Annotated in this window: 25 protein-coding genes; 11 read left to right on the forward strand and 14 right to left on the reverse strand. The window is 64.3% G+C overall.

From position 1 onward, the window contains the following. Position 1: 1 nt before the first annotated feature. Positions 2 to 901 carry an SDR family oxidoreductase gene (locus tag ACOGXH_RS03675; protein ID WP_419927765.1) on the forward strand — a complete coding sequence of 300 codons (900 nt, stop codon included), beginning with the start codon at positions 2 to 4 and terminating at the stop codon, positions 899 to 901. On the opposite strand, the gene ACOGXH_RS03680 is transcribed toward ACOGXH_RS03675, so the two are convergent. After that, positions 898 to 2,121, reverse strand: coding sequence for an acyl-CoA dehydrogenase family protein (locus ACOGXH_RS03680; RefSeq protein WP_419927766.1), 1,224 nt, complete (start codon positions 2,119 to 2,121; stop codon positions 898 to 900). The two genes, ACOGXH_RS03675 and ACOGXH_RS03680, sit on opposite strands and share 4 nt — an antisense overlap. 113 nt (positions 2,122 to 2,234) lie before the next feature. On the opposite strand from ACOGXH_RS03680, the gene ACOGXH_RS03685 reads away from it, so the two are divergent. Together ACOGXH_RS03685 and ACOGXH_RS03690 are read left to right on the forward strand one after the other, a co-directional pair. Further along, positions 2,235 to 3,371 (forward strand): LLM class flavin-dependent oxidoreductase, encoded by a 1,137-nt coding sequence (locus ACOGXH_RS03685; RefSeq protein WP_419930315.1) that lies wholly within the window; start codon positions 2,235 to 2,237, stop codon positions 3,369 to 3,371. A gap of 107 nt (positions 3,372 to 3,478) precedes the next feature. Continuing rightward, the gene (locus tag ACOGXH_RS03690) at positions 3,479 to 4,303 is read left to right on the forward strand and encodes an exonuclease domain-containing protein (protein ID WP_419927767.1); all 825 of its coding nucleotides are present in this window, start codon (positions 3,479 to 3,481) and stop codon (positions 4,301 to 4,303) included. A 17-nt stretch (positions 4,304 to 4,320) separates the two neighbouring features. Here the strand turns inward: ACOGXH_RS03690 and ACOGXH_RS03695 are convergent, their stop codons facing one another. Continuing rightward, positions 4,321 to 4,728, reverse strand: coding sequence for a PPOX class F420-dependent oxidoreductase (locus tag ACOGXH_RS03695; protein WP_419927768.1), 408 nt, complete (start codon positions 4,726 to 4,728; stop codon positions 4,321 to 4,323). A 22-nt stretch (positions 4,729 to 4,750) separates the two neighbouring features. Next, positions 4,751 to 5,407 carry a nitroreductase family protein gene (locus tag ACOGXH_RS03700; protein ID WP_419927769.1) on the reverse strand — a complete coding sequence of 219 codons (657 nt, stop codon included), beginning with the start codon at positions 5,405 to 5,407 and terminating at the stop codon, positions 4,751 to 4,753. 83 nt (positions 5,408 to 5,490) lie between these two features. On the opposite strand from ACOGXH_RS03700, the gene ACOGXH_RS03705 reads away from it, so the two are divergent. Then, positions 5,491 to 6,285, forward strand: coding sequence for a class II aldolase/adducin family protein (locus tag ACOGXH_RS03705; protein ID WP_419927770.1), 795 nt, complete (start codon positions 5,491 to 5,493; stop codon positions 6,283 to 6,285). Positions 6,286 to 6,288: 3 nt separating this feature from the next. On the opposite strand, the gene ACOGXH_RS03710 is transcribed toward ACOGXH_RS03705, so the two are convergent. Then, positions 6,289 to 6,684: a GntR family transcriptional regulator gene (locus ACOGXH_RS03710; protein WP_419927771.1), complete on the reverse strand. Its 396-nt coding sequence runs from the start codon at positions 6,682 to 6,684 to the stop codon at positions 6,289 to 6,291. A 129-nt stretch (positions 6,685 to 6,813) separates the two neighbouring features. On the opposite strand from ACOGXH_RS03710, the gene ACOGXH_RS03715 reads away from it, so the two are divergent. The 3 genes from ACOGXH_RS03715 to ACOGXH_RS03725 are packed head-to-tail and all read left to right on the forward strand — an operon-like array spanning position 6,814 to position 9,567. Next, positions 6,814 to 7,152: a P-II family nitrogen regulator gene (locus tag ACOGXH_RS03715; RefSeq protein WP_419927772.1), complete on the forward strand. Its 339-nt coding sequence runs from the start codon at positions 6,814 to 6,816 to the stop codon at positions 7,150 to 7,152. A 53-nt stretch (positions 7,153 to 7,205) separates the two neighbouring features. Then, complete coding sequence (locus tag ACOGXH_RS03720) at positions 7,206 to 8,393, forward strand: acyl-CoA dehydrogenase family protein (RefSeq protein ID WP_419927773.1); 1,188 nt, start codon at positions 7,206 to 7,208, stop codon at positions 8,391 to 8,393. A gap of 37 nt (positions 8,394 to 8,430) precedes the next feature. Further along, on the forward strand, positions 8,431 to 9,567 hold the full coding sequence (locus ACOGXH_RS03725) for an acyl-CoA dehydrogenase family protein (protein WP_419927774.1): 1,137 nt from the start codon (positions 8,431 to 8,433) through the stop codon (positions 9,565 to 9,567). A gap of 5 nt (positions 9,568 to 9,572) precedes the next feature. Here ACOGXH_RS03725 and ACOGXH_RS03730 read toward each other — a convergent pair whose 3' ends face one another. Beyond that, the gene (locus ACOGXH_RS03730) at positions 9,573 to 10,421 is read right to left on the reverse strand and encodes an enoyl-CoA hydratase/isomerase family protein (protein ID WP_419927775.1); all 849 of its coding nucleotides are present in this window, start codon (positions 10,419 to 10,421) and stop codon (positions 9,573 to 9,575) included. 75 nt (positions 10,422 to 10,496) lie between these two features. Here ACOGXH_RS03730 and ACOGXH_RS03735 point away from each other — a divergent pair, with 75 nt between their 5' ends. Together ACOGXH_RS03735 and ACOGXH_RS03740 are read left to right on the forward strand one after the other, a co-directional pair. Then, positions 10,497 to 11,888: an MFS transporter gene (locus tag ACOGXH_RS03735; protein ID WP_419927776.1), complete on the forward strand. Its 1,392-nt coding sequence runs from the start codon at positions 10,497 to 10,499 to the stop codon at positions 11,886 to 11,888. A 4-nt stretch (positions 11,889 to 11,892) separates the two neighbouring features. After that, positions 11,893 to 12,201, forward strand: a complete 309-nt coding sequence (locus ACOGXH_RS03740; protein WP_419927777.1) for a hypothetical protein — start codon at positions 11,893 to 11,895, stop codon at positions 12,199 to 12,201. A gap of 4 nt (positions 12,202 to 12,205) precedes the next feature. Here ACOGXH_RS03740 and ACOGXH_RS03745 read toward each other — a convergent pair whose 3' ends face one another. Beyond that, positions 12,206 to 12,862: a TetR/AcrR family transcriptional regulator gene (locus tag ACOGXH_RS03745; RefSeq protein ID WP_419927778.1), complete on the reverse strand. Its 657-nt coding sequence runs from the start codon at positions 12,860 to 12,862 to the stop codon at positions 12,206 to 12,208. Between the two features lie 28 nt (positions 12,863 to 12,890). Between ACOGXH_RS03745 and ACOGXH_RS03750 the strand changes: the two genes are divergently transcribed. Continuing rightward, entirely contained in the window at positions 12,891 to 14,132 is a 1,242-nt protein-coding gene (locus tag ACOGXH_RS03750; protein WP_419927779.1) for a cytochrome P450, read from the forward strand. Between the two features lie 18 nt (positions 14,133 to 14,150). Here ACOGXH_RS03750 and ACOGXH_RS03755 read toward each other — a convergent pair whose 3' ends face one another. Continuing rightward, positions 14,151 to 14,771, reverse strand: a complete 621-nt coding sequence (locus ACOGXH_RS03755; protein ID WP_419927780.1) for a TetR/AcrR family transcriptional regulator — start codon at positions 14,769 to 14,771, stop codon at positions 14,151 to 14,153. A 102-nt stretch (positions 14,772 to 14,873) separates the two neighbouring features. Between ACOGXH_RS03755 and ACOGXH_RS03760 the strand changes: the two genes are divergently transcribed. After that, the gene (locus ACOGXH_RS03760) at positions 14,874 to 16,082 is read left to right on the forward strand and encodes an acyl-CoA dehydrogenase family protein (RefSeq protein ID WP_419927781.1); all 1,209 of its coding nucleotides are present in this window, start codon (positions 14,874 to 14,876) and stop codon (positions 16,080 to 16,082) included. A 23-nt stretch (positions 16,083 to 16,105) separates the two neighbouring features. Here the strand turns inward: ACOGXH_RS03760 and ACOGXH_RS03765 are convergent, their stop codons facing one another. From ACOGXH_RS03765 to ACOGXH_RS03795, 7 genes are all read right to left on the reverse strand, one after another. Further along, positions 16,106 to 17,191, reverse strand: coding sequence for a hypothetical protein (locus tag ACOGXH_RS03765; RefSeq protein WP_419927782.1), 1,086 nt, complete (start codon positions 17,189 to 17,191; stop codon positions 16,106 to 16,108). Positions 17,192 to 17,200: 9 nt separating this feature from the next. Beyond that, positions 17,201 to 17,653: a hypothetical protein gene (locus ACOGXH_RS03770; RefSeq protein WP_419927783.1), complete on the reverse strand. Its 453-nt coding sequence runs from the start codon at positions 17,651 to 17,653 to the stop codon at positions 17,201 to 17,203. Positions 17,654 to 17,668: 15 nt separating this feature from the next. Next, on the reverse strand, positions 17,669 to 18,385 hold the full coding sequence (locus tag ACOGXH_RS03775) for an alkylhydroperoxidase-related (seleno)protein (RefSeq protein WP_419927784.1): 717 nt from the start codon (positions 18,383 to 18,385) through the stop codon (positions 17,669 to 17,671). A gap of 76 nt (positions 18,386 to 18,461) precedes the next feature. Next, entirely contained in the window at positions 18,462 to 19,664 is a 1,203-nt protein-coding gene (locus ACOGXH_RS03780) for an alkylhydroperoxidase-related (seleno)protein (protein ID WP_419927785.1), read from the reverse strand. Between the two features lie 18 nt (positions 19,665 to 19,682). After that, entirely contained in the window at positions 19,683 to 21,095 is a 1,413-nt protein-coding gene (locus tag ACOGXH_RS03785; protein WP_419927786.1) for a Rieske 2Fe-2S domain-containing protein, read from the reverse strand. A gap of 24 nt (positions 21,096 to 21,119) precedes the next feature. Next, positions 21,120 to 22,538: an ABC transporter substrate-binding protein gene (locus ACOGXH_RS03790; protein WP_419927787.1), complete on the reverse strand. Its 1,419-nt coding sequence runs from the start codon at positions 22,536 to 22,538 to the stop codon at positions 21,120 to 21,122. Positions 22,539 to 22,719: 181 nt separating this feature from the next. Beyond that, positions 22,720 to 24,135 carry a Rieske 2Fe-2S domain-containing protein gene (locus tag ACOGXH_RS03795; protein WP_419927788.1) on the reverse strand — a complete coding sequence of 472 codons (1,416 nt, stop codon included), beginning with the start codon at positions 24,133 to 24,135 and terminating at the stop codon, positions 22,720 to 22,722. Positions 24,136 to 24,339 lie beyond the last annotated feature (204 nt).

Genomic DNA, 24,339 nt, shown 5'->3' on the forward strand with positions numbered 1-24,339 from the left:
GATGGCCGGTATCGCCGAGGGCCGGGTGGTGGTGATCACCGGAGCGGCCCGGGGGCTGGGCCGGGCCCACGCTCTGGAATTCGCCGCCGAGGGGGCCAGGGTTCTGGTCAACGATTTAGGAGTGGAGCGCGACGGCTCGGGCGGCGCCTCGGAGCCGGCCCAAGAGGTGGTGGCCGAGATCCGGGCCATTGGGGGCGAGGCCGAGGCCAACGCCGCCGATGTGGCCGACTGGGACCAAGCCGAGGCCATGATTGCCCAGGCCGTTGACACGTGGGGTCGCCTCGACACGCTGGTGTGCAACGCCGGTTTCTTGCGCGACCGCATGCTGGCCAACATGAGCGAAGCGGAGTGGGACGCCATCATGCGGGTTCACCTCAAGGGGCACTTCGCCCCCGCCCGCCACGCGGCGGCCCACTGGCGGGACCGGTCCAAAGCCGGGGAGATGGTGCAGGGGCGGGTGATAAACACCAGCTCGGGTGCCGGACTGCTGGGCTCGATCGGTCAGGGCAACTATGCCGCGGCCAAAGCCGGGGTGGCGGCGCTGACCATCCAGCAGGCCGCCGAGTGGGGCCGCTACGGGGTAATGGTGAACGCCATAGCTCCTGACGCCCGCACCCGAATGACCGCAGGGATCATGTACACCGAGGAGGCTCCCGAGGGCTGGGACGACAAGGACCCGGCCAATGCCTCACCGCTGGTGGTGTGGCTGGGGTCGGACGCCTGCGATGTGACCGGACGGGTCTTCGAGATCGCTGGCGGGGCGCTCAATGTGTGCGACGGCTGGCAGCATGGCCACGTAGTCGACGTGGGGCGCAAGTTTGCTGCTGCTGAGGTGGGTGAGGCGGTGCACGCTTCTATTGCCGGATCGCCGGAGCCGGCACCGGTCTACGGCGCTAGCTAGCTGGGGATTTCCCGGAAGGGGACGCCTTTGTCCACCCGGATATCGGGGGGCAGGCCCAGCACCTTTTCGCCGATGGTGTTGCGCTGGATGTTGTCGGTGCCGCCGCCGATGCGCGACGCCCACTGACCCAAGAACTCGTATTGCCAACGCCCCTCGTCGCGGGCGCTTTCGCCGTGGAGCATCCCTGAAGCACCGTTCATGGACATCACCAGGTCGCCCATGTCGCCAAAGTGCTGGGAGATGGCCAGCTTCATGGTGGAGCTCTCCGGTCCGGGCAGCTCGCCTCGGCTGGCCGCAGTGCGCACCCGGTAACTCTGGTACTTCAGAATCTCCATGCGGGTGTAGGTCTTGGCCAGCTCTTGGCGGATTACCGGGTCGTGGTCGGTGCCGGTTTGCTGGGCCAGCTTCACCAACTCCTTGAAGCGGGTCCGGGCGTTGGATCCCCCGATCAGGGCCCGCTCGTTGGACAAGGTGGTCATGATCGGGCCCCACCCGGCGTTGACCTCGCCCAGGATGTTCTCGTGGGGAACCCGCACATCCGACAAGAAGACCTCGTTGAAGTGGGCGGCGCCGGTGATCTGCACCAGCGGTCGCACCTCGATACCGGGGGTGTTCATGTCCACCAGGAAGTAGGTGATTCCCCGGTGCTTGGGCTGGTCGGGGTCGGTGCGGGTCAACAGGATGCCCCAGTCGCTGTATTGGGCGCCTGAGGTCCACACCTTTTGACCATTCACCACCCACTCGTCGCCATCGCGCACTGCGGTGGTCCGCAGCCCGCCCAGGTCTGACCCGGCCACCGGCTCGGAGAACAGCTGGCACCACACCTCCTCGCCCCTGAGCATGGCGGGCAGGAACCGCTCTTTCTGGGCGTCGGTGCCGTGGGCGATGATGGTCGGGCCGGTCATGCCGATGCCTACCGCGAACACTCCGGTGGCCGACACCCGCTTGGCCTCTTCCTCCTTGAAGATGCCGTCGTGGATGCCGTTCAACCCTTTGCCGCCGTACTCGACAGGCCAGGTGATGGAGCCCCATCCGCCGTCGTACTTGGTGCGCTGCCACCCCTTGCACCGGGCCACGTAGGCGTTCTCAACCTCGGGGTCGGAAATGGTGATGGCCGTCTGGTCACGGGGACCGCCGCCGTCGGCCGGGATATTGGCGTCCAGCCACTCCACGCACTCGGCCCGGAAGGCGGCTTCCTGAGGTGTCTCGTCGAAATCCATGCCGCGTTGATGGTAGCCAGAGGGCTCCCGGCAGTCCCCACCGGACAGCCGGGCAATCGAGGGGTTTCGCCAGCATTCGGGCTCAGCGAGGTGGGGATGGTTCAATGATGGCCGTGAAATTCTCGATGATCTTCGAGGCCCAGATGGCCGATCCGTCACGCGAAACCGAGCAGCAGGTCATCCGCGACTGCGTGGACCAGGCGGTGCTGGCCGAGGAGGTGGGCTTCGACCGGATCTGGGCGGTGGAGCACCACTGCCTGAAGTGGTATGCCCATATGAGCGCACCGGAGATCTTCTTGACCTGGGTGGCGGCCCGCACGTCCCGGATTCGTATTGGCCACGGGGTGGTGTGCATGCCCTTCGGCTACAACCACCCGCTACGGGCGGCAGAGCGCATCGCCATGCTGGACGTGCTGTCGGGTGGGCGGTTGGACGTGGGTGCCGGCCGGGGAGCCACTCTCCAGGAGATGTCGGCATTCGGGGTCAAGCCCGAGGACACCTATGCCCAGGTGGAGGAGTCGCTGCGGATCATCTCCAACTGCTGGCGGGACGACGAGTTCGAGTGGGACGGCCTGCTGGACATTTCGCCTCATCCGATTCTGCCCCGGCCGGTGCAAGACCCCCACCCGCCGCTTTACCTGGCCTGCACCAAGGTGGACACCGTGAAGCTGGCCGCCGAGTTGGGCATCGGTGCGCTGGTGCTGGGATTCGCCGGCGCCGATGAGATCCGGCTGATGAAGGAGACCTACGACGAGGCCATCGCCACCCGCACCGGGGAGCGGTTCGTGAGCGACCATCCCAACGACTGGTTCTCGGCGTTGTGTCCCACCACGATCCTCGACGACCGGGACGAGGCGTTCCGCATCGGGGCCCGGGGCCAGCGGTTCTTCGCCGAGGCCATCATGCACTGGAACCTGGGCACGCCCCCTCCTCGGGCAGGATCAGCCGATGAGGACACTGCGGCGGCCATCGACGAGGCGGTGGGCAACGTCCACGCCAAGATCAGCGAGATGAACATCCCGCTGAGTCCCAACGCCACCAGCACGTTCAATGTCGAGCACGCCTACGGCGACTACGAAGACGCCATCCGCTATGTGAGCGAACTCGAGGCCGTGGGTTGCGACGAGATCATGTGCATGATCCAAATGGGCACCATCCCCCAAGAGGTCATGCTCGAAACCATTCGCCAGTTCGGCCACCACGTCATCCCCCACTTCCGGGCCAGAGAAGAGGCAGCAGTACCGGCTTAGCGCTGACTTGTGCGTGCCGTGGGTTTGGGCATGTAACTTCTAGATGCTGCAACGAGGCAGGGTTGGCTCGATGATTCGAGGTCAGCTCGAATTGTGGAGGGTGGAGCTTGAGTCGAGTCGATTTGACCGGTGTGGCCGCGGTGGATGTCGAGACGGCCACGAGCAGCGCAAGCAGCGTTTGCCAAATTGGGGTTGCCGCGATTCTCGACGGGAAGATCGCCTCGCGATCGTGGTTGGTCAAGCCCCCCGGCAACCGGTACGACATCAAGAACGTGGGAATCCACGGCATCACGGCGGAAGACACGGTGTCGTCGCCGGGATTTCCGGAGGCTTGGACCCAGGCGGTTGACTTCATTGGCGGGCGGACGGTCATTGCCCACAATGCGGAGTTCGATATGAACTGCATCAACGCCGCCATGACCCACCACGAGCAGCCCGAGCCGGCCTTCGGATCGGTCGGCTGCACGCTGCGGATGGCGCATCTGGTGTGGCCGGAGCGGACCAAGTCCTACCGCCTGATCACGCTTTGCCAGGAGTTGGGCATAGAGCAGAAAGCCCACGACGCCGGATCGGACGCGGCGGCAACGCTGGCGCTGGCCCAGCATTTGGCGGCCGAGTGGAGCAAGGGTACCGCAGTCGACTTGATCCAAGCGTCCAATAGAGGGTGGCGGGAGAGAAGCCAGCAAGCCATGAGGCGGGTCTCCCGAGGCTCGACCAATCCGCCCAGCAGTCGCCAAGTCGACCTCATGAAGAAGCTGCTGGGCGAGCGGGGCATTGACGACCGGCAGGTTCTTCCCCTCCTCAAGACCTCCGGGCAGATGTCCGGGCTGATCGACGCCCTATTCGAGGAGAAGAGGGACGCTCATCGCAACGACCTCAACTACCGGGCCAAGTTCGACAAGAAGCTGCGGCGCGTCGTCGAAGAAGGCTGACCAGAGCCAACGGGCGATCAGCCCGAGCGGTCGGGTCCGGCGCGGAGGATGTGGAACTTCACCAGGCAGCGCTGGTCGGCGACCATGGCTTGGCGGTACTCGTCCCAGTCAGGGTGTTCGCCCCGCAGGGTGCGGTAGTACTCGACCAGCGGCTCCAGAGCATCCGGGCCGGAGATGATCTCGGCCTGGCATTCGATCTGCACCCAGTCGCCGAAGAAGTTGCGGGGGAACACGCACAGCCAGCTGCGGGGCTCGCGCCGCAGGTTCTTGGTCTTGTAGGCCGTCTCCCGGGTGCTCATCACCACGGTGTCGTCCACCACTGCCAGGGTGACTGGCGACATCTGGGGGGTGCCGTCCCCCCTTGCGGTGGCTAGAACCGCGTTGGTGTTCTCTCTGACGTAGTCCAATGCCTTTGCTGCGTCCATGAGGAGATCCTAGAAGGGGGCGCTACCAGCGGTTCCAGCGGGTGACCAGCTCCAGGGGCTCGCGGCGGGCGGGACGGAAGTCGGTGCCGACCGTGTGGGCGAAGGGTATGAGGGCCAACTGCATCACCTCGTCGTAGGGGATGCCCAGCAGCTCGGCCGCCTCCTGCTCGTAGCAGAGGTGGATGGTGGTCCACACCGTGCCGATACCCCGCTCTCGGGCGGCCAACATGAACGACCACGCCGCTTGGATGACCGACCCCACGTGGGAGGCCACGGTCACCGGCGGTTGGTCCCACACCCGCCCGACAAGGCAGGGGATCAGCATTCCGGGTACCTCGTCCAGGTGCTCGAACAGATGGCCGGCCGAGGCATGCATCTTCTCGTTGGTGGCTTCCAGCTGGGCCGGGTCGGAAGGCTCGAGACGGGGGAGCACCCCCAGATAGTCGCCGGCCACCTCGCCACCTCGGCGGTACAGGTCGGCCAGCGCGGCAATCAGGTCGGGCTCGGTGACCACCATGAACCGCCAGTTCTGCCGGTTCGACCCGGTGGGGGCCTGCACGGCGATCTCCAGGCATTCGGTGATCAACTCCGGCGCGACCGGTCTAGACGTGTCTAGGCGCCGGCGCACCGCCCTGGTGGTGGTGAGCACCTCGTCGGCGCTCAGATTCAGATTGGCCATCCCCCTGTTCTAGTCAGTCGTGGCGGCAAACACAGCCTTGTACTCGGGGAGGTGTCTGCGCTGTCTATGGGTATCATTTGGCAATGGCATTGTTGCTAGACCGCTATCCCGGCATCACTTACGGCGTCACTTACGGCGGCTCTCCTCCTGAAGTCAGCGACCTCGAGGAGCTGCGCCTGCTTCGCAAGTGGGAGGCGGCCATCGGCTACCGCATCTTTGCCGCTATGCGCTGGGGCCAGACCGGCGACGGCCACATCACCGCACGCGATCCGATCCTCACCGACCACTTCTGGGTGCTGGGTTACGGCATCCGCTTCGGCGATGCCACCATCGACAACCTCACCCTGGTGGGCCCCGACGGCCAGGGCGTGGACGGTCCCCTGGACATGGGCGTGAACTTTGCGGCCTACAACATCCACTGGCCGATCCTCAACGCCCGCCCCGAACTAGCCTCGGCCGCCCACACCCATACTCCCTACGGCACGCCGTGGTCGGCCAACGTCGAGCCGTTTCGAGCCATCAGCCAGGAATCGTGCGGGTTCGTGTTCGACCAGTCGCTGTACGACGGCGAGAACCTCGAGGTGAACGACGTCGCTGGCGGGGAAGCCATTGCCCAGGCCATGGGCGGTAGCCGGGTGTGTATCCTCCGCAATCACGGCTTGCTGACCGGCGGGCGTTCACCGGGGGAGGCGGTGGGCTGGTTTGTGGCCGCTGAACGGGTGGCCGAAGTCCATGTGAAGGCTCCCGATGCCAAGGCCATCAGCGAGGAAGCGGCCAAAGAAGTCGAGGCCTCACTGTTCTCGGCGAACAATGGCTGGCGGATGTTCCAGTGGCTGGCCCGCGACCTGGTGCCCGACCCCTCGGTGGTGCTGGGCTAAGCGTCAGTCCGCTTCCATTTCGGGATCGGACCGGGCCGAGAAAACTGATTCGAGGGCCAGCAAGGCCGCCTGTTGTCCGGCCCCTAGTCGGTCGGCTTCGGCGGCGAACGCCTCGGCGGCATCGGCTAGTTGACGCTCCACTACCGAGAACGCCACGGGGGGCTCGTCCACCACGAACGTGCCCGCCCGACCTCGGCCTTCCACGATGCCCTCCCATTCCAGTTCCCGGTAGGCCCGGGCCACCGTCCCCGGGGCCAAGCCAAGCTCCTCGGCCAGTGATCGGATAGGGGGCAGCCGTTCTCGGGGCTTGAGCTGGCCGGACGAGACCATCAGTCGAAGCTGGGCCCGCAGCTGTTCATAGGGCGGAATGCGAGCGTTCTCGTCAATCCAAATCCGCACAGCAGGATTGTACCAATGTACTGACTCATAAAGCACAATAGAGTCCAAGAAACCCAATATTCTGCGGTTGTTGCCAGTTTTGTATTGACCTGATAGCGTCCCGGTCGGCGACCAGAAAGGACGGCTCCCATGAAGCTCATCACTGCGGTGGTAAAGCCCCATCAAGTTGAAGACATCAAGGAGGCGCTGGCCGAGGTCGGCGTCCAGGGCATGACCGTGAGCGAGGCTCAGGGTTTCGGTCGCCAAGGCGGCCACACCGAAACCTACCGGGGCACCGAGTACAAGGTGTCGTTCACCCCCAAGTCCCGCATCGAGGTAGTGGTGGACGATTCCTCCCTGGCCGCGGCCACCGAGGCCATCGCCGGCGCAGCCCGCACCGGCAAGATCGGCGACGGCAAGATCTGGACCTCCTCGGTGGAGGGCCTCACCCGCATCCGCACCGGCGAGCAGGGTTCCGACGCCCTCTAGTCTCCGAACCATCTGAAGACTGACCGGCGCCGTATTGATAGCGTCGCGGCCCGGTGTACCTCGACTACACAGACGAGCAGCAGGAGCTGCGCGACGAGCTCCGGAATTACTTCACCGGCCTGATGACTGACGAGGTCCGTGAAGCCCTCTTGGGGGCCCACGAGACCAGCCCGGCCCGGCGGGAGATCTTCCGCCAACTGGGGCGTGACGGCATGCTGGGCATCGGCTGGCCCAAGGCCTATGGCGGACAAGGGCGATCGGTCATCGACCAGTTCATCTTCTTCGACGAGGCCCAGCGGTCGGGCTGTCCCATGCCGTTTGTGACCCTCAACACGGTTGGGCCGACGCTCATGGCCCACGGCTCCGAAGAGCACAAGGCCAAGTACCTGCCGGGCATTCTGACCGGCGACACTCTGTTCGCCATCGGCTACAGCGAGCCGGGCGCGGGCACCGATCTGGCGTCGCTCGCCACCCGGGCGGTGCGTGACGGCGACCAGTGGGTGATCAACGGCCAGAAGGTGTTCACCTCCGGGGCCAACGAGGCCAACTACATCTGGTTGGCCTGCCGCACCAATCCCGACGCCCCAAAACACAAGGGCATCTCCATCATCATCGTGCCCACCGACGCTCCCGGTTTCTCCTATACCCCCATCGTGACGGTGGGCAGCGCCACCACCACGGCCACGTACTACGACGAGGTGCGGGTGCCGGCCGCCAACCTGGTGGGAGCGGAGAACGAGGGATGGAAGCTCATCACCAGCCAACTCAACCACGAGCGGGTGGGGCTGGCCGCCGTGGGGGCTCTGTCATTCCAACTCTACGAGGAGGTGCTGGCCTGGGCGGGGGAGACTCCGGTCGCCGAAGGGGCCGAGGCCACGGTGCTGGACCAGGGTTGGGTGCAGATGGACTTGGCCCGATGCCACGCCAAGCTGGAGGCCATGAAGCTGCTGAACTGGCAGATGGCCGCGGCGGTGGCCGCTGACTCTCTGATTCCGGCCCGGGCGTCGGCGGTGAAGGTGTACGGCACCGAGGCGGTGAGCGACATCTACCACTTGCTGCTGGGGGTGCTGGGGGCGGGCGCCCACCTACGGGAGGGGACGCCGGGTGCGCTGTTGGCCGGCCAGGTGGAGGCTGCTGCTCGCACTGCTCAGATCAACACCTTTGGCGGAGGGGTGAACGAGGTCCAGCGGGAGATCGTGGCCTGGACAGGGCTGAAGATGGCCAGGGGCGGTCGACGGTGAATTCGATGCTGGGCGATTCGCAGGGGAGTGTCTCTCCATGAACTTCGACTTCAGCGAGACCCAGGAGGCGGTGGCCGCGCTGGCCGAGCAGGTGTTCTCTGGCTCGGCGGGGGCTGATCGGGTGGCTGAAGTGGAGCGCACCGCTGATCGGTTCGACCGGGAACTGTGGGCCGACTTGGCCGCCTCCGACCTGCTGGGAGTGTCCATTGGCGAGGAGCACGGCGGGCTCGGCTTGGGCATGGTGGAGACCGCGCTGGTGCTGAGGGAGCAGGGCCGGCGGGTGGCGCCGGTGCCGCTGTGGCCCACGCTGGTGCTGGGGGTCATGCCCATTGAAAAGTTTGGAACTCCCGCGCTGCGGGACCGCTGGTTGGGCGCGGTGGCCTCCGGCCAGGCAGTGCTCACCGGGGCGCTATCGGAGTGGGGGGCCGACGACGCCCAGTCTCCGTCGGTGACCGCGGCCCGCCTAGCCAATGGGAGCTGGGAGTTGACCGGGTCGAAGCCTGCGGTTCCAGGCGCGGGAGTGGCCGACGCCGTGGTAGTGCCCGCCCGAGTAGTGGACGGCGACGACCGCGGCGATCTGGCCGTGTTCGTCGTCGACCTGGATGCCGACGGTGTAGAGGTGACGCTGAGCGATACCACCAATCGGGAGTTGCACGGCGAACTCACCCTGAGATCGGTGGTGGTCGGAGAAGATGCGGCGCTGGGCGGGTCCGACGGTCGGACGATTGTGGAGTGGATGCTGGTTCGGGCCCAGGTAGCGGTGGCCGCGGTGGCGCTGGGGTGCTGCGAGGAGGCCACCGCCATGGTTGCGGCCTACACGTCTGAGCGCGAGCAATTCGGGCGCCCCCTTTCCACCAATCAGGGGGTCGCTATGCGAGCGGCCGACTGCTACATCGACACCGACTGCATGCGAGTCACCCTGCTTCAAGCCGCCTGGTTGATCGACGAAGGACGCTCACCCACTGAGATCGCCGATGCTGCTGCGGTGGCCAAGTGGTGGTCGGCCGATGCTGGCCAGCGGGTGGTGCATGCCACCCAGCATCTGCACGGGGGGATGGGGGCCGATGTCGACTATCCCGTCCACCGCTACTTCCTGTGGGTCAAGCAGTTGGAGAACACCTTCGGCGGCGGCAGCCGCCAGTTGGCCGCTATCGGCCGCGCCTTGGCTGGGTAGGACTGCTACCAGCCCTTCCAGTTCGGATCGCGCCGCTCCTTGAAGGCTTGGACCCCCTCGTCGGCGTCCTCGCCAGCCATCAGAACCTCCTGGGCCCACGACTCCATCTCGAACATGGTCTGGCGGCTGGTCTCAAAGCTGCGGTTTACCAGCAGCTTGGTCATGGTCAAGCTCTTGGTGGGCTGGGCGGCCAGCCGCTCGGCCCAGGCCCGAGCGGTGGGCATCAGCTCGTCGGGGGGCACCACCCGATTGATAAGGCCCATGTCGGCCGCGTCGGCGGCACTCACGTCGTCGCCGAAGAACATCAGCTCCTTGGCCTTTTGCGGGCCGATCAGTCGGGGCAACAGGTACGCGCCACCGGCGTCGGGCACCAGGCCCCGGCGCACGAACACCTCGATGAAGCGGACCCCCTCGGCGGCAACGACCAGATCGCAAGCCACCGCCATATGCACGCCCATACCCGCAGCGGTGCCGTTGACCGCGGCGATCACCGGCTTCTCGCAGTCCAAGATGGCCGATACCAGCTTCTGGGCCCCGTCCTTGATGCCCCGGGCCACCTCCATGATGGCCCGGTCGGGGGCTCCTGGCGGCCGCACCGGGTCGGGCCGGGCCATCCGCAGGTCGGCACCGGTGCAGAAGCCCTTGCCAGTGGCGGTGAATATCACTGTCCGCACCGACAGGTCCTCACTGATTCGGGCGAACTCGTCGGCCAAGAAATTCCGCTGGTCGGGGGTGATGGCGTTATGGGCGTCGGGCCGGTTCAGGGTGAGGGTGAGCACCCCACCGTCTTGGGTCGCCAAGATGTCGCCGCCGAGGACTTCGGTGATGGTGCCGCTCTCGTCGTTGCTGCTCATCTTGTCGGCTCCTCGTCTAGCGTGGCGGTTCGTGCCAAGGAAATCATCGCCGAACTTCCTGCCCACAAACGCTAGGTGACCGCAGCAGCGGCTCCCCAACCGATCACGCGCCATCCGGCGGTCGGGCTGACCGCGCTGATCACTGCCGCCTCACTTACCGGCATCGGTCTGTCGATCATGACAGTGGGATATCCGGCACTGGGAGAGGCGTTTCCCGGCACTTCCGACCCGACCCTGTCTTGGGTCACCAACATTTTCACCATCGTCGGGGCGGCCACCCTGGTGCCTGCGGGCGCGTTGGCCGACCGGGTGGGTCGTCGGCGGATGCTCCTGTTCGGCACCTCGCTCTTCTTGGCCGGTTCGGTGGTGGGCGGGCTGGCCCCATCCGTGGGGGTGCTGATCGGGGCTCGAGCGGTGCTGGCGGTGGCCTCATCAGTAATCAACACCGCCGCGGTGGCGCTCCTGCTGGCCACCATGCCGGCTAATCGGCTGCCGCTGGCCATCGGCATCTGGGCGGTGGCCGGCGGCACTTCATCGGCGGTCGGGCCACCGGTGGGCGGCCTGATGATCGAGTGGCAGGGATGGGAGTGGATGTTCTGGTTGAATGTCCCGTTCTGCCTTTTCGTGTTGGTGGCGGTGCCGCTGGTCTACGGCGAGTCGCGCAGCGCCGAGACCCGGGCTCTGCCCGACCCGGTAGGGGGCGCAATGGTGGCGGTAGCCACCGCCCTGGTCACTCTGGGCATCGTGCAGAGCGACCCGTGGGGATGGCTCGACTGGAAGATGGCCGGCAGCATCCTCGGAGGTCTGGCCATGTTCGGGGTGTTTGTGCAGAGGTCGCTGCATCACCCCAATCCGCTAGTGGAGCTGCGAATGTTCCGCATTCCCAACGTCCGGCGGAGCAATCTGGCCATGCTGATCTTCGCGTCGTCATGGTTCGGGATGTTCTTCGGTTTCACCGTGATCATCATCCGGTCGTGGGGGTGGACACCCATCGAGGGCGGGTTTGCCATTGCGCCGCTGGCGCTGTTCGCCGGTTTGGTCGGCGTGCTTATCGGCCGAATCGCCCATCGCACCGGCCATCGCATGTTTATTCTCCCCGGCACCGCGATCTACGTCGGCACCACCATGGTGCTTTGGGTGGTGTTGGGAGAAGAACCCAATGTGGCGGCGTTCGTCATCGGGATGGCCGTGATCGGGGTGGCCACTGGCATGGTTTTCCCGTCTCTGATCGCCGCCGCGGTTCACGACGTGCCACCCCACCAGCATTCCCTGGCCACCGGCATCAACTTCACCGCTCAGCGGGTGTCCACCACCATCGGCGTGGCCCTCGGCCTCACCTTCGCCACCACCGCAGCCTCGGCTTCCCAGGCCATCGACCTGCTCATGGGCATGGTGGTGGTCACCGCATTGCTATCGCTGCCGTTCAGCTCTCGGATCGACACCCGCCATCGCCAAGCGTCAAGCTGAGGCCATGTTCATCGCCATTGCCGACACGATCACCCTCGAAGACTCAGGCAACTTCCGGGAATTTCACGTGGCAATTGACGGCGACATAGCGGCCGCGGTAGCCGCCTTCGATGGCCGGGCCACAGCCTCGAAGCGGGACAACCACCTGTGGATCGACATCGCCTTCGTGCAAGAACTGGCTGGCGACGCCGCCGACGCCGCCGACGCCGAGTGGCAGGCCCAGTTCGACGGCATGCTGGCCTACGCCAACTCAAAGGGCTGGATCGACGAGCCCGCCAACCGAGTCGAAGCCCACATCCAACCCCCGGGCTGATTCCTCAGCGGCGGACCCCGTCCAGCCAAACGGCGAGGACCTCGTTGGCGTGGCGTCGGGCCCGCTCGCCCAAGTCTTGGCGCTGTTCATCTCGGCTGATCAGTACGAAGTAGAACAGCGCGCCGATGAGGGCGCGAGCCGCGCTGGAGGCCGGTACTGCGGTGCTCATCTCGCCGGCCTCCTGCCGCCCGGTGAGGTAGGAAGCCAGGTCGGCTTCGAAACCCAAGAGCAGGTCGCGGAACATATTGCCCACGTCCGAATCAGTGGCCGACTCGCTCAACACCACTCGCACCAGATCCTTCTCTTGGTCGAGCAGCCCTACAAACCGGTCGACCAGCGAAGCCATAACCTCATCCAACGGTCGGTCTGACATGGCCAAGAGCAGGTCGTGCAGTTCCCGGGGAAGTCGTCCTCGCTGTTCGGGAATGGCTCGGAATAGCTGAGCCTTGGTTCCGAAGTGATGAAAGATCAGTCCCTCCGAGACGCCTGCTGCCTCCGCGATCTGTCGGGTGGAGGTGGACCCGTACCCCTGTTGAGAGAAGAGTTGTAGCGCGGCTTCGAGGATGATGCGCCGCGTGGTATCGGCTTGGTCTTGACGCTGACTCCTGTTGCCATTGGACACAAAGTGAGTCTCCCTCATTGGGTCTCGTTTGGTTGACATTAGAGAACCTATGAGAGACACTGACTGAGTGAATACTCAGCGAGAATCCGTGGTTGAAGAGCCGATCCTCACCGTGGAGGACTTTGTCGCCGGTAAGCAGCACGACATCTTTCGGGACCTTCGCCGCACCGACCCGGTGCATTGGCATGTCGATGAAGACGGCCAGGGCCAATGGTCGGTCACCCGCCATGCCGATGTGACCGAGGTGAGCCGACAGCCGGAAGTCTTTTCCAGTCAGCGCGGCGGTGTTTCCCGGGTCGACCTCGTGATGGCCGAACAGGGAGTCGATCCCCGGGGCGTGATGATGATGATGACCGACCCGCCCCAGCACACTCGATACCGGCGCTTGGTCAATCGCGGCTTCACGCCTCGGACGATGCGCCTGCTCGAAGGAGAGCTTCACCAGCGCACGGACTCGATCGTGGATCGGGTGGCGGAGATGGACGCCTGTGATCTGGTGCCCGACGTGGCCGCGGAACTGCCGCTCCAAGCCATCGCCGAGATCATGGGCATGCCCCAGGAGGAGCGGGCCCAGCTCTACGACTGGTCGGAGCGCATCCGGAAGCTGGAAGACCCGTCCCATCCCAATGAAGACAGCATGCAGGCCGCCTTTGAGCTCTTCGGCTATGCCCACGCACTGGGGGTTGACCGACGGGCAGAGCCAAAGGACGACATCTTGTCGATCTTGGCCCGAGCTGAGGTTGAGGGCGACGACGGAAAGCCGACCAGCCTCACCGAAGCAGAGTTCGACGCCTTTGCGCTGTTGCTGGTGGTGGCGGGCAACGAGACCACTCGAAACGCGATCAGCGCTGGCGTGCTCGAATTGCTGCGGCGTCCTGATCAGTGGAATCTCCTATGCGAGAACGCTGGGGACGATGATTGGCTCGACATTGCCGCCGACGAGATTCTCCGCTTCACCTCCCCGTCCCAGCACATGTATCGAACCGCCATTGGCGACTACGAACTCGGGGGCAAGCAGATCAAGGAGGGGGAACGCGTCGTGATGTGGTACGCCTCGGCCAATCGCGATGAGGGGGTGTACGACGATCCCATGGAGCTGGATTTGACCCGCCACCCGAATCCCCACGTGGCCTTCGGGGCCGGTGGCCCCCACTACTGTCTGGGGGCCCATCTCGCTCGCATGGAACTCCGCCTGATGATCGGCGAGCTTGCCCGGCGCTTTCCCACCATGAGCCTGGACGGGGAGCCGGAGTCTCTTCGCTCGAACTTTGTCGCTGGACTCGAGTCGCTGCCGGTGCGCTTGGCCTGAGCGTTATTGGCCGCGTCGCTACGCGAGAGCGCCCCGCAGCCAAACATCGAGAACGTTGTCGAAGTAAGCGGCCAAACGATGCCGCCGCTGCTGAACGGTTCCGCCGCGGTCGCTCAGGAGGAACAGCAGCAATGCTCCGAGCAAAGACCGCGCCGCGCTCTCGGCGGGGAGGTCGGCGCGGAGCTCGCCAACGGCGACTCGTTGGTCGAGAAAGCCAGCCACCGTCGTCGCGGTGCGGTCGATCATCTCCTGGAAGACATCGTCGATCGCCGGATCGGCCCCCGACTCGGTGAGCAGCAACCGGACGTAGTGCCTCTCGGTCTCCAGCAGCTCCCCGAATCGGCCGAAGAGAGCGAGGAGAAAGGTCTCGGTGTTGGCTCCTTTGGATTGCTCGACCAGCAACTCGGCCTCTCGAATGAACGTCGTTCGGTACTCGGGGATGCTCCGCAGAATCTCGTGCTTGGTGGGGAAGTGGTGGAAGATCGCCCCCTCTGACACGTTGGCTTCCTCGGCGATCAGCCTCGTGGATGTGGCCGAATAGCCCCGCTCGGCAAACAATCGGAGGGCTACATCGGCAATATGGGCCCGGGTGGCGGCCGCTTGCTCCTGGCGAGCAGTTCGGGGCTGATCTTCGGCCATCCTCACCCTTCTAGTCTCCCTGACCGCGGCCCCTTGCTTCCTCATTTCACCGAGGATACACTCACCGAGTAGATACTTTGTCAAATTTGCAAGGGGGACACCATGGCAACCAAGACTGACCAGAAGCCAGTCAGCGAGATGAACGGCATCGAACGGGCCAACTACGCGCAGCCGATCATCGAGAAGTACGAGGAGGAGATCGAGGAGGGCTACCGCCTGCCCGACGAGGTGATCGACGTTCTCTGGGAGATCGGGATGTACCAAACGTTCATCCCCAAGGAGTGCGGCGGCGAGGAGATGGACCCGATCGAATGGCTCCACATGGGGGAGCGATTGTCGGCCATCAACGGATCGATCGGCTGGCTGGCCATGAACAACTGCGGCTTTTTCATGAATTACCTCCCCCCCGAGAAATTCGAGGAGATCAAGGACGAGAAGGGCCGCTATATCCACGCCATGCAGATCGGCCGCTGGGGCGGCATGGCCCGCAAGGTCGAGGGCGGCTACCAGATTTCGGGCCGGTGGCCGTTCATGAGCGGGGCTCCCGAGGCCACCCATGTGGGCGGGGCATCAATCTTGGTCGACGATGAAGGCCAAACGGTGATGCACCCCGACGGCCTGCCCTGGCTGATCATGGGTCAGTGGCCGGCGGAGCAGACGACCTTCATCGACACGTGGGACGGACTCGGGCTCCGGGGCACCGGCAGCATCGACATGGTTGTCGAGGATCTCTTCGTTCCCACCGACATGGTGAACGAGATGGGGTTCCACGGCCTCACCTATGACCGGCCGATGTTCCGGATCCGTCTGCTGCCGGTCCACGCCCACGCCTCCCACGCTTTGGGGCTGGCCCAGGCCGCGCTCGACGAGTTCACTCGGATCATGACCGAGAAGGCCGCTCCCGGATCGATTCGCAAGATGCTCATGGGCAATGAGCAGATCCACCAGATCAACTACGCCAAGGCCGACTCCATGGTTCGGTCGGCCCGTCTGTTCACCCATCAGACGGTTATCGACGCTCTCGAGAATGCGGAGAAGGGCAAGGACTGCGACCTCGAGCACAAGGTGCTGTTGCGCCAGGCGATGGTTTACACCACCCAGGTGTGCAAAGAGGCTGTTGATCTCATCTTCCACATGGCGGGCTCTTCGGCAGTGTTCCGGGGCCGGAAGCTGGAGAAGATCTTCCGCGACATGGCCACCGCTTGGAACCACATCATCACGGCCGAGGTGGAGTTGGCCTCGTGTGGCTCCTATTGGATCACCAGGAACATGCCCGGAGGACCCCACCTCGCGGGACGCAAGTTCTTGTAAACCGGACGAGGGTTATCGGACGCTCAGCTTGCCGAGGCCAACTCGGCGCACCGCTGAAGGAGCAGATCGGCCGTCTCGGTAGGACGGCGACCCAGGCCGCAGGCAGTGGCGACGTCGACCGGTCCACCCCTGGCTTCTTCAATTACACCGAGCAACTCGGCCTGCTCCTGCATTGACATCTGCTCATGCACAAAGCCGGCCACCAGACGGGTTCCCGGAGGCAATTTCAGATCGCGCAGAGCCCGGTAGGCTTTCGCCTTCGTGGGCGGTGGCGACTTTCCTGCTGCAAAGGGCATGTGGATGTAGGCCATCGAGTGAGACGATGGCCAGCGGTTGACCAGTTGTTGCGCAAAATAAACCAGCCGGTCGGCGTTCTTTGGAGCAAAGGGCGATTCGTTGTTGAGGTCGCCGAAGCACATGTGGATGCCGATGGGAACCTGAGGATCCAGTCGTCTCACTAGGTTCAATATCGGCCTCAACGTTAGCCTGACCAGGGGTTTGGGCAGTTTGTGGGCGGCTATCACCTCGGCGGGCGCTTCGATTTGGAACAAGAGATTCTCGGCGCCCAATTCACGGGCGATGGTATCGCCGTCGCGGGCTAGGGATGCGGCGTAGGCCGGGTAGTAGCGAAGAGCCTTGGGGGGACCGAGCATGGTGAATGCGGCATCGAGGGCCGAGGGAAAGCCGATTTGAAACCTCAGCGCCTGGTTCCCTCCATCGTCACGGAGTTGCTGAAAATGGGGCCAGCTGCTCAGGGCGAACCGGTCATAGCCAAGATGGAGGCTCTGGCCCAGCTCATCGGGCTTCAATTTCGGACGCAACCTGGTCAGCCCCCGGAAGTTGACAGGTAGGCCCTGTTCGTTCACTTCGCCGGTTCTCACCACATCGAACAGCTCAGTCTCCGATTTGAGACGCTCAATCAGACCGACGACCCAGGCCGAGCGTTCGCCGTTGGGGAATCGGTCGGAGCGTTCTCCGACCTCGCCGTCGGGCAGGGCAAGCAGCCGATTTTGGATCAACTCCACCGCCCGGCCCATGGCCGATGCTTCATCCTGATACGGCAACGATCCGACCAAGAGCACTCGGCGTCCGTCGCTTGATTCAGCCATCCCTATTTCTTACAGTTTCAGGCGCACCCGTTTGAGGATGGCCGGGATCAATTTGCCCAGCAGTCGAGCCACAGGGCGCAGTGGTTTGGGGATTGGCTTGCTGTTGTTCGCGGAGGCGTAGTGGTGGAAATCCAGCTTGTCTCGCACCGATTGGCTGGCCGCCATCATCGGAGTGTCCAGAGGGATGCCAGTGGCGTCGGCCACCCGGGTCATGCACTGGAAATTGGCAGCAATGGCCGCCGCGTCGGCCGTCACGGCGCGACCGGCCACGGCATCGAGCTCGGCTCGTGCTGCCGCCAATTCTGCCGAGTCACCGCTGGCGAGAGCCTCGGCAAACGCAGCCAATTCGGTGGCGTAGGCCACCCCTTGCTCTTCTTCTGGCGGTGGACCGCTCTCTGCGTGGTCTAGCAGTGATACATCGGCACCGGTGTCGTTCATGTCGGCGGCCACACGGAACGCCATGGCATGGCCGACCGCTCAATAAAAGCACTCGTTTACTTGCGAGACGCGGGTAGCGAGTAACTCCATCTGAAGCCGGTTGATAGCCCGGCCCTCGGGCTGGAGCGCGAATGCCGGGGCCTCCTCCAGCGTGAGGTACTGCTCATTGCTGAGGATCGTGAGGTCGCGGAGCGCATCGGGTATCAGGCTGAGGGCACGGAGGATGTGAATGGCGGTACGCCGACCCGACCACAGATCGGCCTCCTCGCCCACCGCGCTGTCTCGAGCCAGCATCGGCACGTAAGAGGTACCGACTTCCAGCCGATCCTCGGAGAGACGGCGACCGGTTGGAGGGCCGGGGACTGGTTCGGGCAGCGGCTCCAGTTCCAGTCCGAGGGCCCGGTAGTGCTCGTCGACGGCCATCGTCACACAAGCGACCCCGATCATCTCCACGATCTGCTCATCAGACAACCCCGACCTGCGGGCTTCCTCCACCATTCGGCGGCTCAGGCGGGCTGGATCGGTGACGATGCGGTGGATGCTGTCCACCGCCGCTGCCCCTATCAGCCCCCCGGTCTCGGACAGGACGTGGCTCTCATCCAGGCCATAAGGGCTGAGCTGCTGCTTGCGTCGGACGCAGAGATCGCAGTTCCTGGCGTCTCGGGTCTCTTGGGCAATGGCGAGACGCTGGGCCCCCGACCAGGAGTCTCCCGGTTGGGAGAAGCGCTGCCACAGCTCGCGGTACGCCTCCAGCACCCCCTCTCGGATTGGATAAGGAGAATTGTTGAGGAAAAAGGACGGTGCCGTCTTTGCCCTCATTGCTCGGGAGCCATCAGACGTCGTTCTTAGGGGCAAGCACCTTCATCATCACGCTCCCGAACGGACGCATCATCTGGCCCAGCTTGCGCACCACCCACGGCAGCCTCTTGGAGTGCTGCGCGGTGTTGAAGTGCCGAATTCCGAGTTCGTCGTCCAGACCCGCGGTCAGCACGGCCAGCGGTTTGTCAACCGGCAAGCCGGTAGCGTCGGCCAACCGGTTCATCCGCTGGAATGCACCGATCACGCCGGCGGCATCCACCAAGGCGGCCTCGCCCAGCCGGTCGACGACCGCGGCCCGGGCCTCGGGAAGTTGATCGGGGTTGGTCAATGCGGCATCGGCCAGGTCGAGAAGTTCGCTGCCACCAACAACGCCGCTGTCTCGGGTTCGGTCGGTGGCGGCGACCGGATCGCCTGGGGTGCCGTTGAGCTTGCTGTTCTCACGGAACAGGAACGAATGACCGTTGGTTCAATAGAAGCACTCGTTGATGGCTGAGGTCCGCGCCCCGACAAGTTCCATGAGCGCTCTGTTTATGGCCCGCCCCCCGTTCTCGCCCGGTGAGGGCACCAGTTCAATGGGGAGATATTGGGCAGCCAGGACCCGCTTCATCGATCGGTGTTCCTCGGGCACCAGACTCAGTGATTTGGAAACATTGCTGGCTCGACGGGTGGCGAACAGGTCCTTTTCGCTTGCCGAAGCCTTGCTCGGATCGATCGCCGGCACCCAACCGCCGATGTCCTCGAGCCCGATTGGACGCTGACGGGTCGGCTCTCCGGGCACCGGCTCGGGAAGCGGATCCAGCGGAAGGCTCAAAATAATGTGGACGGTGTCAATCGACATCACCGATGACACGATGCCGAGCAGCTCGACGTAGTGGGCGTCGGTGAATTTGTCATCGATAACCGAATCGAACCAGGTCTTGGTCAATCGGCCGGCGTCGGTGGCGATGCGATGAGCGGCGTCCACCACCCCTGGGGCCAGTCCGCTTCCGCCATCTTCGTGTTCGCCCTCGATGCCGTAAGGCGACAACGCGGCCTTCCGCCGTAAGCAGAGTGCACATTGCCGGGCTAGCCGGGTCTCGCGGGCTATCGCCACCCGCTCCGCTCCCGACCACCACGTTCCGGGTTTCGATAGATGGTCCCAGTAGCCATTGTGGGCCTCGATCAGGTCGTTGCGGACATCAATGCCGGTGGTTTGATCGGACGTCGCGATGCTCATGTTGCTGCTGGCTCCTAGCTAGCCGGATGAGGGCTCCGGTTCGGGGCGGCGGATGCGGTGGACCTTCTGCTCATCGCGTGCTTTGCGCTCGGCCACCTCTTCCTGGTGGGCCGCCTGGAGCATTCGGCGGATCTTGACCACCGGGCGGTCGGTGCGGGCCAGCCGGTCCATGTCCCAGCGAGCCACCCGCCCTTGAGCGGCCTGCAAGACGGCGTCGCCGCCGTAAATGCAGCTGGTGATGCTGCCCGGCCACGGATAGATGCGGCCGAAGAACCGACCCATCATGAGATTGATGGCTTGGGCGGCAAGCGTGTTGCGCATGGGGGTCCCGAAGTCGGTCTTCCCCATGATCAACCATCCCGTGAAGCTGCCCACATCGCGGGGTACGAACCAGAAATAGCCCTCATCGAGGGGACCGGCCAGATCGCCGGGAGCGTGGTACACGAGGTTGGGCAACAACCACTCGATGTGGTCGATGCTGAACGTCCCCGGGTGTTCGTCTGGCTCCGTGTACCACACGTGGAGGCCGCGGCCATCGAAGATCTCTTCGAATTCCATGTCTCCGGCTGGCTTCTGCCCGTTGAACAGCGAACACGTCCGGTGCAGGCATCCCACATGGGTCATGTCCACGGTGTTGTCCAGCATGTTGAGGTGGCTGTAGGGCAGGTCGAGCTGCTGGATCATCATGAGCTTTTGACCGAACACGGTTTGGGCGTGGGGAAAGGTCTCCATGAAAGAGAGGGGTTCCTTGTCGCCCATGTAGACGAGCACCACGCCCCTGTGCTCCTCGACCGGGTACGAACGCGCCCGGACTTTCCCGCAGGCGTTGCTGTTGGGGCCGTCGGCCAAAAAGGCCACGCACTCGCCGTCTCCGTCGAAAGTCATGCCGTGGTAGCGGCAGGTAAGCGTCCCCGGCGCCCACACGCCGACTTGGCCTAGCGATAGCAGCGGCCCTCGATGGGGGCAGCGATTTTGCAGGGCACGGGCCCTGCCATCGGCGTCTCGGAACAAAACGATGTTGTCGCCGAGCATCGTCACCGGCTTCAGCTCGTTGTGCATCAGGTCCTTTGACTCAATGGCTGGATACCAATACTCGCGGAGGCCCTGGAACGGGATCTTGTCTTGGTTCTCCTCGACGTAGTCCCAGGGGACTTCGCCCACCGAGGCTGGCTTTTCCGGGACGCCATAGGGGCTCTTCCACCATTGGTAGAGGCGATAGGCCCCCGACTTCATCGGCTGGGTACGAGGCTTGTCCACCAGAGGCTTCAGGCTGGGGAATCGGCTCAGCACGCTGACTCCCCATTCCTTGGCCTGCTGGACGAGCACCTGTTGAATGCGGGCGGGGGCGGGAATCGAGGGCAGAGCGGCAGCGTGCCGCTCGGCGGTGTCCTCGTGTTCCTCGGGAATCCGAGGAGCTTCAGCTGTTGTCATGGTGCCTCCAAGGGTGTCAGAGGATCATCGGGTGAGGCTTACGTACTCCCCGGTCAAGGCCACAATCTGACCGTTGCGCACTTCCGAGAGCACCACATAGTCGCTGAACACTCGGGATGCCGGTGGGTAGGCCATGATCGGTTCCGCCCAATTGAACGGCGGCAAGGGCTCGAAGTGGATTTCCCCAGCTGACTCCATGGCGGCGACCAGCGACGCGGAGTCGATTGCCTCCGGGTCCATGGTCCGCATGATTTCGGCCACGATGTGGAACGACGCCCAGGTGTTCATCCCCAACTCGCTGCGAGGCGCATCCGACCCGATGGCGTCCAGGTCATCGTGGAAGCGCTGCACGCCGGGGTTCTCGGTGTACGAAGAGGGCAGGATCTGTCCGGCCAGAATGAGGCCTTCGGCGGCATCCCCCACGATGTCGAAGTTGGTCTGGGAGTAGACCAGGGTTGAGGACACTAGAAGTGGGTCGGCGCCCAGATTGGGCAAGGCCAGCAGGTACTTGTTGATCAGGTCCGGGGTCATGATGAAGGCCACGCCGTCGGTCCCACCCTCCAGGGTGGCTTGCACCAACGGAGTGATGTCAGCGGCATCAGGAGGGAATCCCGTTTGGCCCTTGAGACTCAGGCCATAGGGGGCGAGTCCGGCATTCAGGAAAAGGCCGGCCAGAGCAGCAGCGTTGCCGGTGGCGGGGATGGCGGCGTGAACGGTGGTGGCGCCATTCTCCCCGAGGCCATAGCCAATTGAGGCCAAGGAAACGGCGATGCCGCCCCCGATCGGGAACGACAATGGGGAGGAGAGCTCCATTTGGCTACGGGACAAGTTGCCGATGGAGGGGATTCCGGCATCGGCAAGCACGCCCATGTACTCGTTACCGAATCCGCTGGTGGCGCCGACCACCGCCACCACGCCTTCGTCCACTGCTTGGCGGCCGCATTCGACCGACAGATTCGGGTTGGACTCGTCGTCGCAGATCAGCAGTTCTATGGGGCGGCCGTTGACCCCACCGGCGGCGTTGATAGCCGCGACGGCAGCCTCGGCGCCATCCTCCAATTCGGGAATGCCCACTCCACCGGTCATTGATCCCGACACCATCAGCTTGATGGGCGGTCCGGTCGGCTCGGGGGGCGGGGGCGCTTCGGTGGGCTCAGGTTCGGGTTCGGGCTCATCAGCCGGCTCCTCGGCGGGGGCCGGTTCGGGTTCGTCGGCCGGCTCCTCAGCCGGGGCGGGTTCGTCGGCCGGTTCGGGTTCGTCGGCTGGCTCTTCGGCTGGGGCCGGTTCGGGCTCATCAGCCGGTGCTGCGGTTGGCTGTTGCTCCGCACCGCCGGTAACTCCGCCATCGCCGTCGTCATCGTTACCGCAAGCAGCTGCCAGCATGGCGATCACAGCTAGCAGTGCGATGAGCAAGTGCTTGGTCCGGTGCCGTCGTGTCCACATATCCGCGGTCTCCTCTGGTCCAGAATGTGGCTGGCTGCGAATCGTGGAGATCGCAGTCCGCCCCATCTCAATCAAATCTGAGTATCACATCGGCAGTGGCAGAGCCGCCAATACCATTTGAGGCGCTGCGCTATGCCCAACTGGTATGAGAAAGGGGCTGAACCATACGCGGCCCGGAGAGTCAGCGGACGTGAACCGGGGCTTCCCGCTCCATGGGGGCTAGGGGGCGGTGAATTCGCCGTTCGGGGATGCCATTGGCCGCCCGCTCGGCAATCTCCGCTTGATGAGCCTCCTGCATGATGCGGCGGACTTGGACGGTAGCCCGGTCGGCGCTGGTGAGCTTCTCCATGTCCCAGCGAACGATGCGGCCTTGCGATGCCTGTATGGGAGCGTCACCGCCATCGAGGCACGATTTGGCGCTACCGGGCCAAAAGAAGTCTCTCCCGGCGATACGGCCCATGGCGAACGATGCCATGCCTTTTTTGGCTTTGGTCAGCAGCTTCCTCTCAGCACGCTCGGGATTGGTCAGGCGAGCGATGAACCAGAAGTGGTGGTTACCGATGTCGACGGGGACGAACCAGCCCCATCCACCGCCGGCGAGCACCGGACTGCGACCAATGGGGGCGTAGATCATGTTGGGCAGGTACCACGTCTGGTCCACCAGATTCATTCTTCCCGGATGGTCGGGAGTATCGGTGAAGTAGGCGTACAGGCCGCCATCGGGAAGCCGTTTGGTGCTGACCGATCCCACCTCGGTGGCCTGGCCGATGAACTGGAGGCAATTGCGGTGAAGAATGCCCGGGTGGGTGAGATCGACGGTGTTGTCCAGCAGGTTCAGGTAGCTGTAAGGCAATTGGACCCGATCGAGGAAGAACTCGCCCTCTCCTTTCAGAACGGTGTCGGCGTGGGGCACGGAATCAATCACCGGTTCGGGCTCCCGTTCGCCCATGTAGATGAAGATGACGCCGTTGTGCTCTTCGACCGGGTATGAGCGGGCTCTGATTCGGCCGGGAATCGAGCTGTTGGGGCCGTCGGTGAGATAGGCGACGCACTCGCCGTTGCCGTCGAAGGTCATGCCGTGGTACCGGCAGGTGATGGTTCCGGCTTCGTACACCCCGACTTGGCCCAGGGACAAGAAAGCGCCCCGGTGGGGACATCGGTTATCCAGCGCCCGGGCCTGTCCGCTGCCGTCGCGGAAGAACACCAGATTGTCGCCCAACAGCGTTATGGCTTTGGGCTGATTGTTTCGGAGTTCCTTGGAGATCAAGGCCGGATACCAGTACTCCCGCAGCCCGAGGAAGGGGGTCTGGTGTTGATTTTCCTCCACGTAGTCCCAGGGGATCTCCAGCAGCGAGATGGGCTTGTCTTCCGAGCCATACGCCTTCTTGTGCCAGCGGTAGAGTTTGATTGAACCCGAGTGCAGAGGCTCTCGACGGGGTTGGTCGTACTTGGCCCCCCATGGGCCGAACCGCCTCAGTACTCCCAGAAGCAATTCCCTGGTTTGCCAACGGGTTACGTCTGCGACTCGCCGCCGAAGTCCCACTGGGGGAACCGTGGGAGCCCTCTTGGCTTGGCTGGATTCGGGGGCCAGCGTCATGTGACCAACTCCCTTGGGAGCGCTGTCGGATCTAGGTTGCTCCGGCAACGACACCGGCGCATCCGGGCTGCATCTCCGATTGTAGACGCACCGCCATACGCGTCAATACCGGCTTATTGAATGATCAATTCCAATTCGGTATTGGGAAGGGCCGCAATAGGTATTGGAGACGCGGGCCTGTGCTGTGTGATGCTCAGCGGCGCC

The organism is Candidatus Poriferisocius sp., assembly GCF_965208355.1.
In the GTDB taxonomy this organism is placed as follows: Bacteria; Actinomycetota; Acidimicrobiia; order Acidimicrobiales; family Bin134; genus Poriferisocius.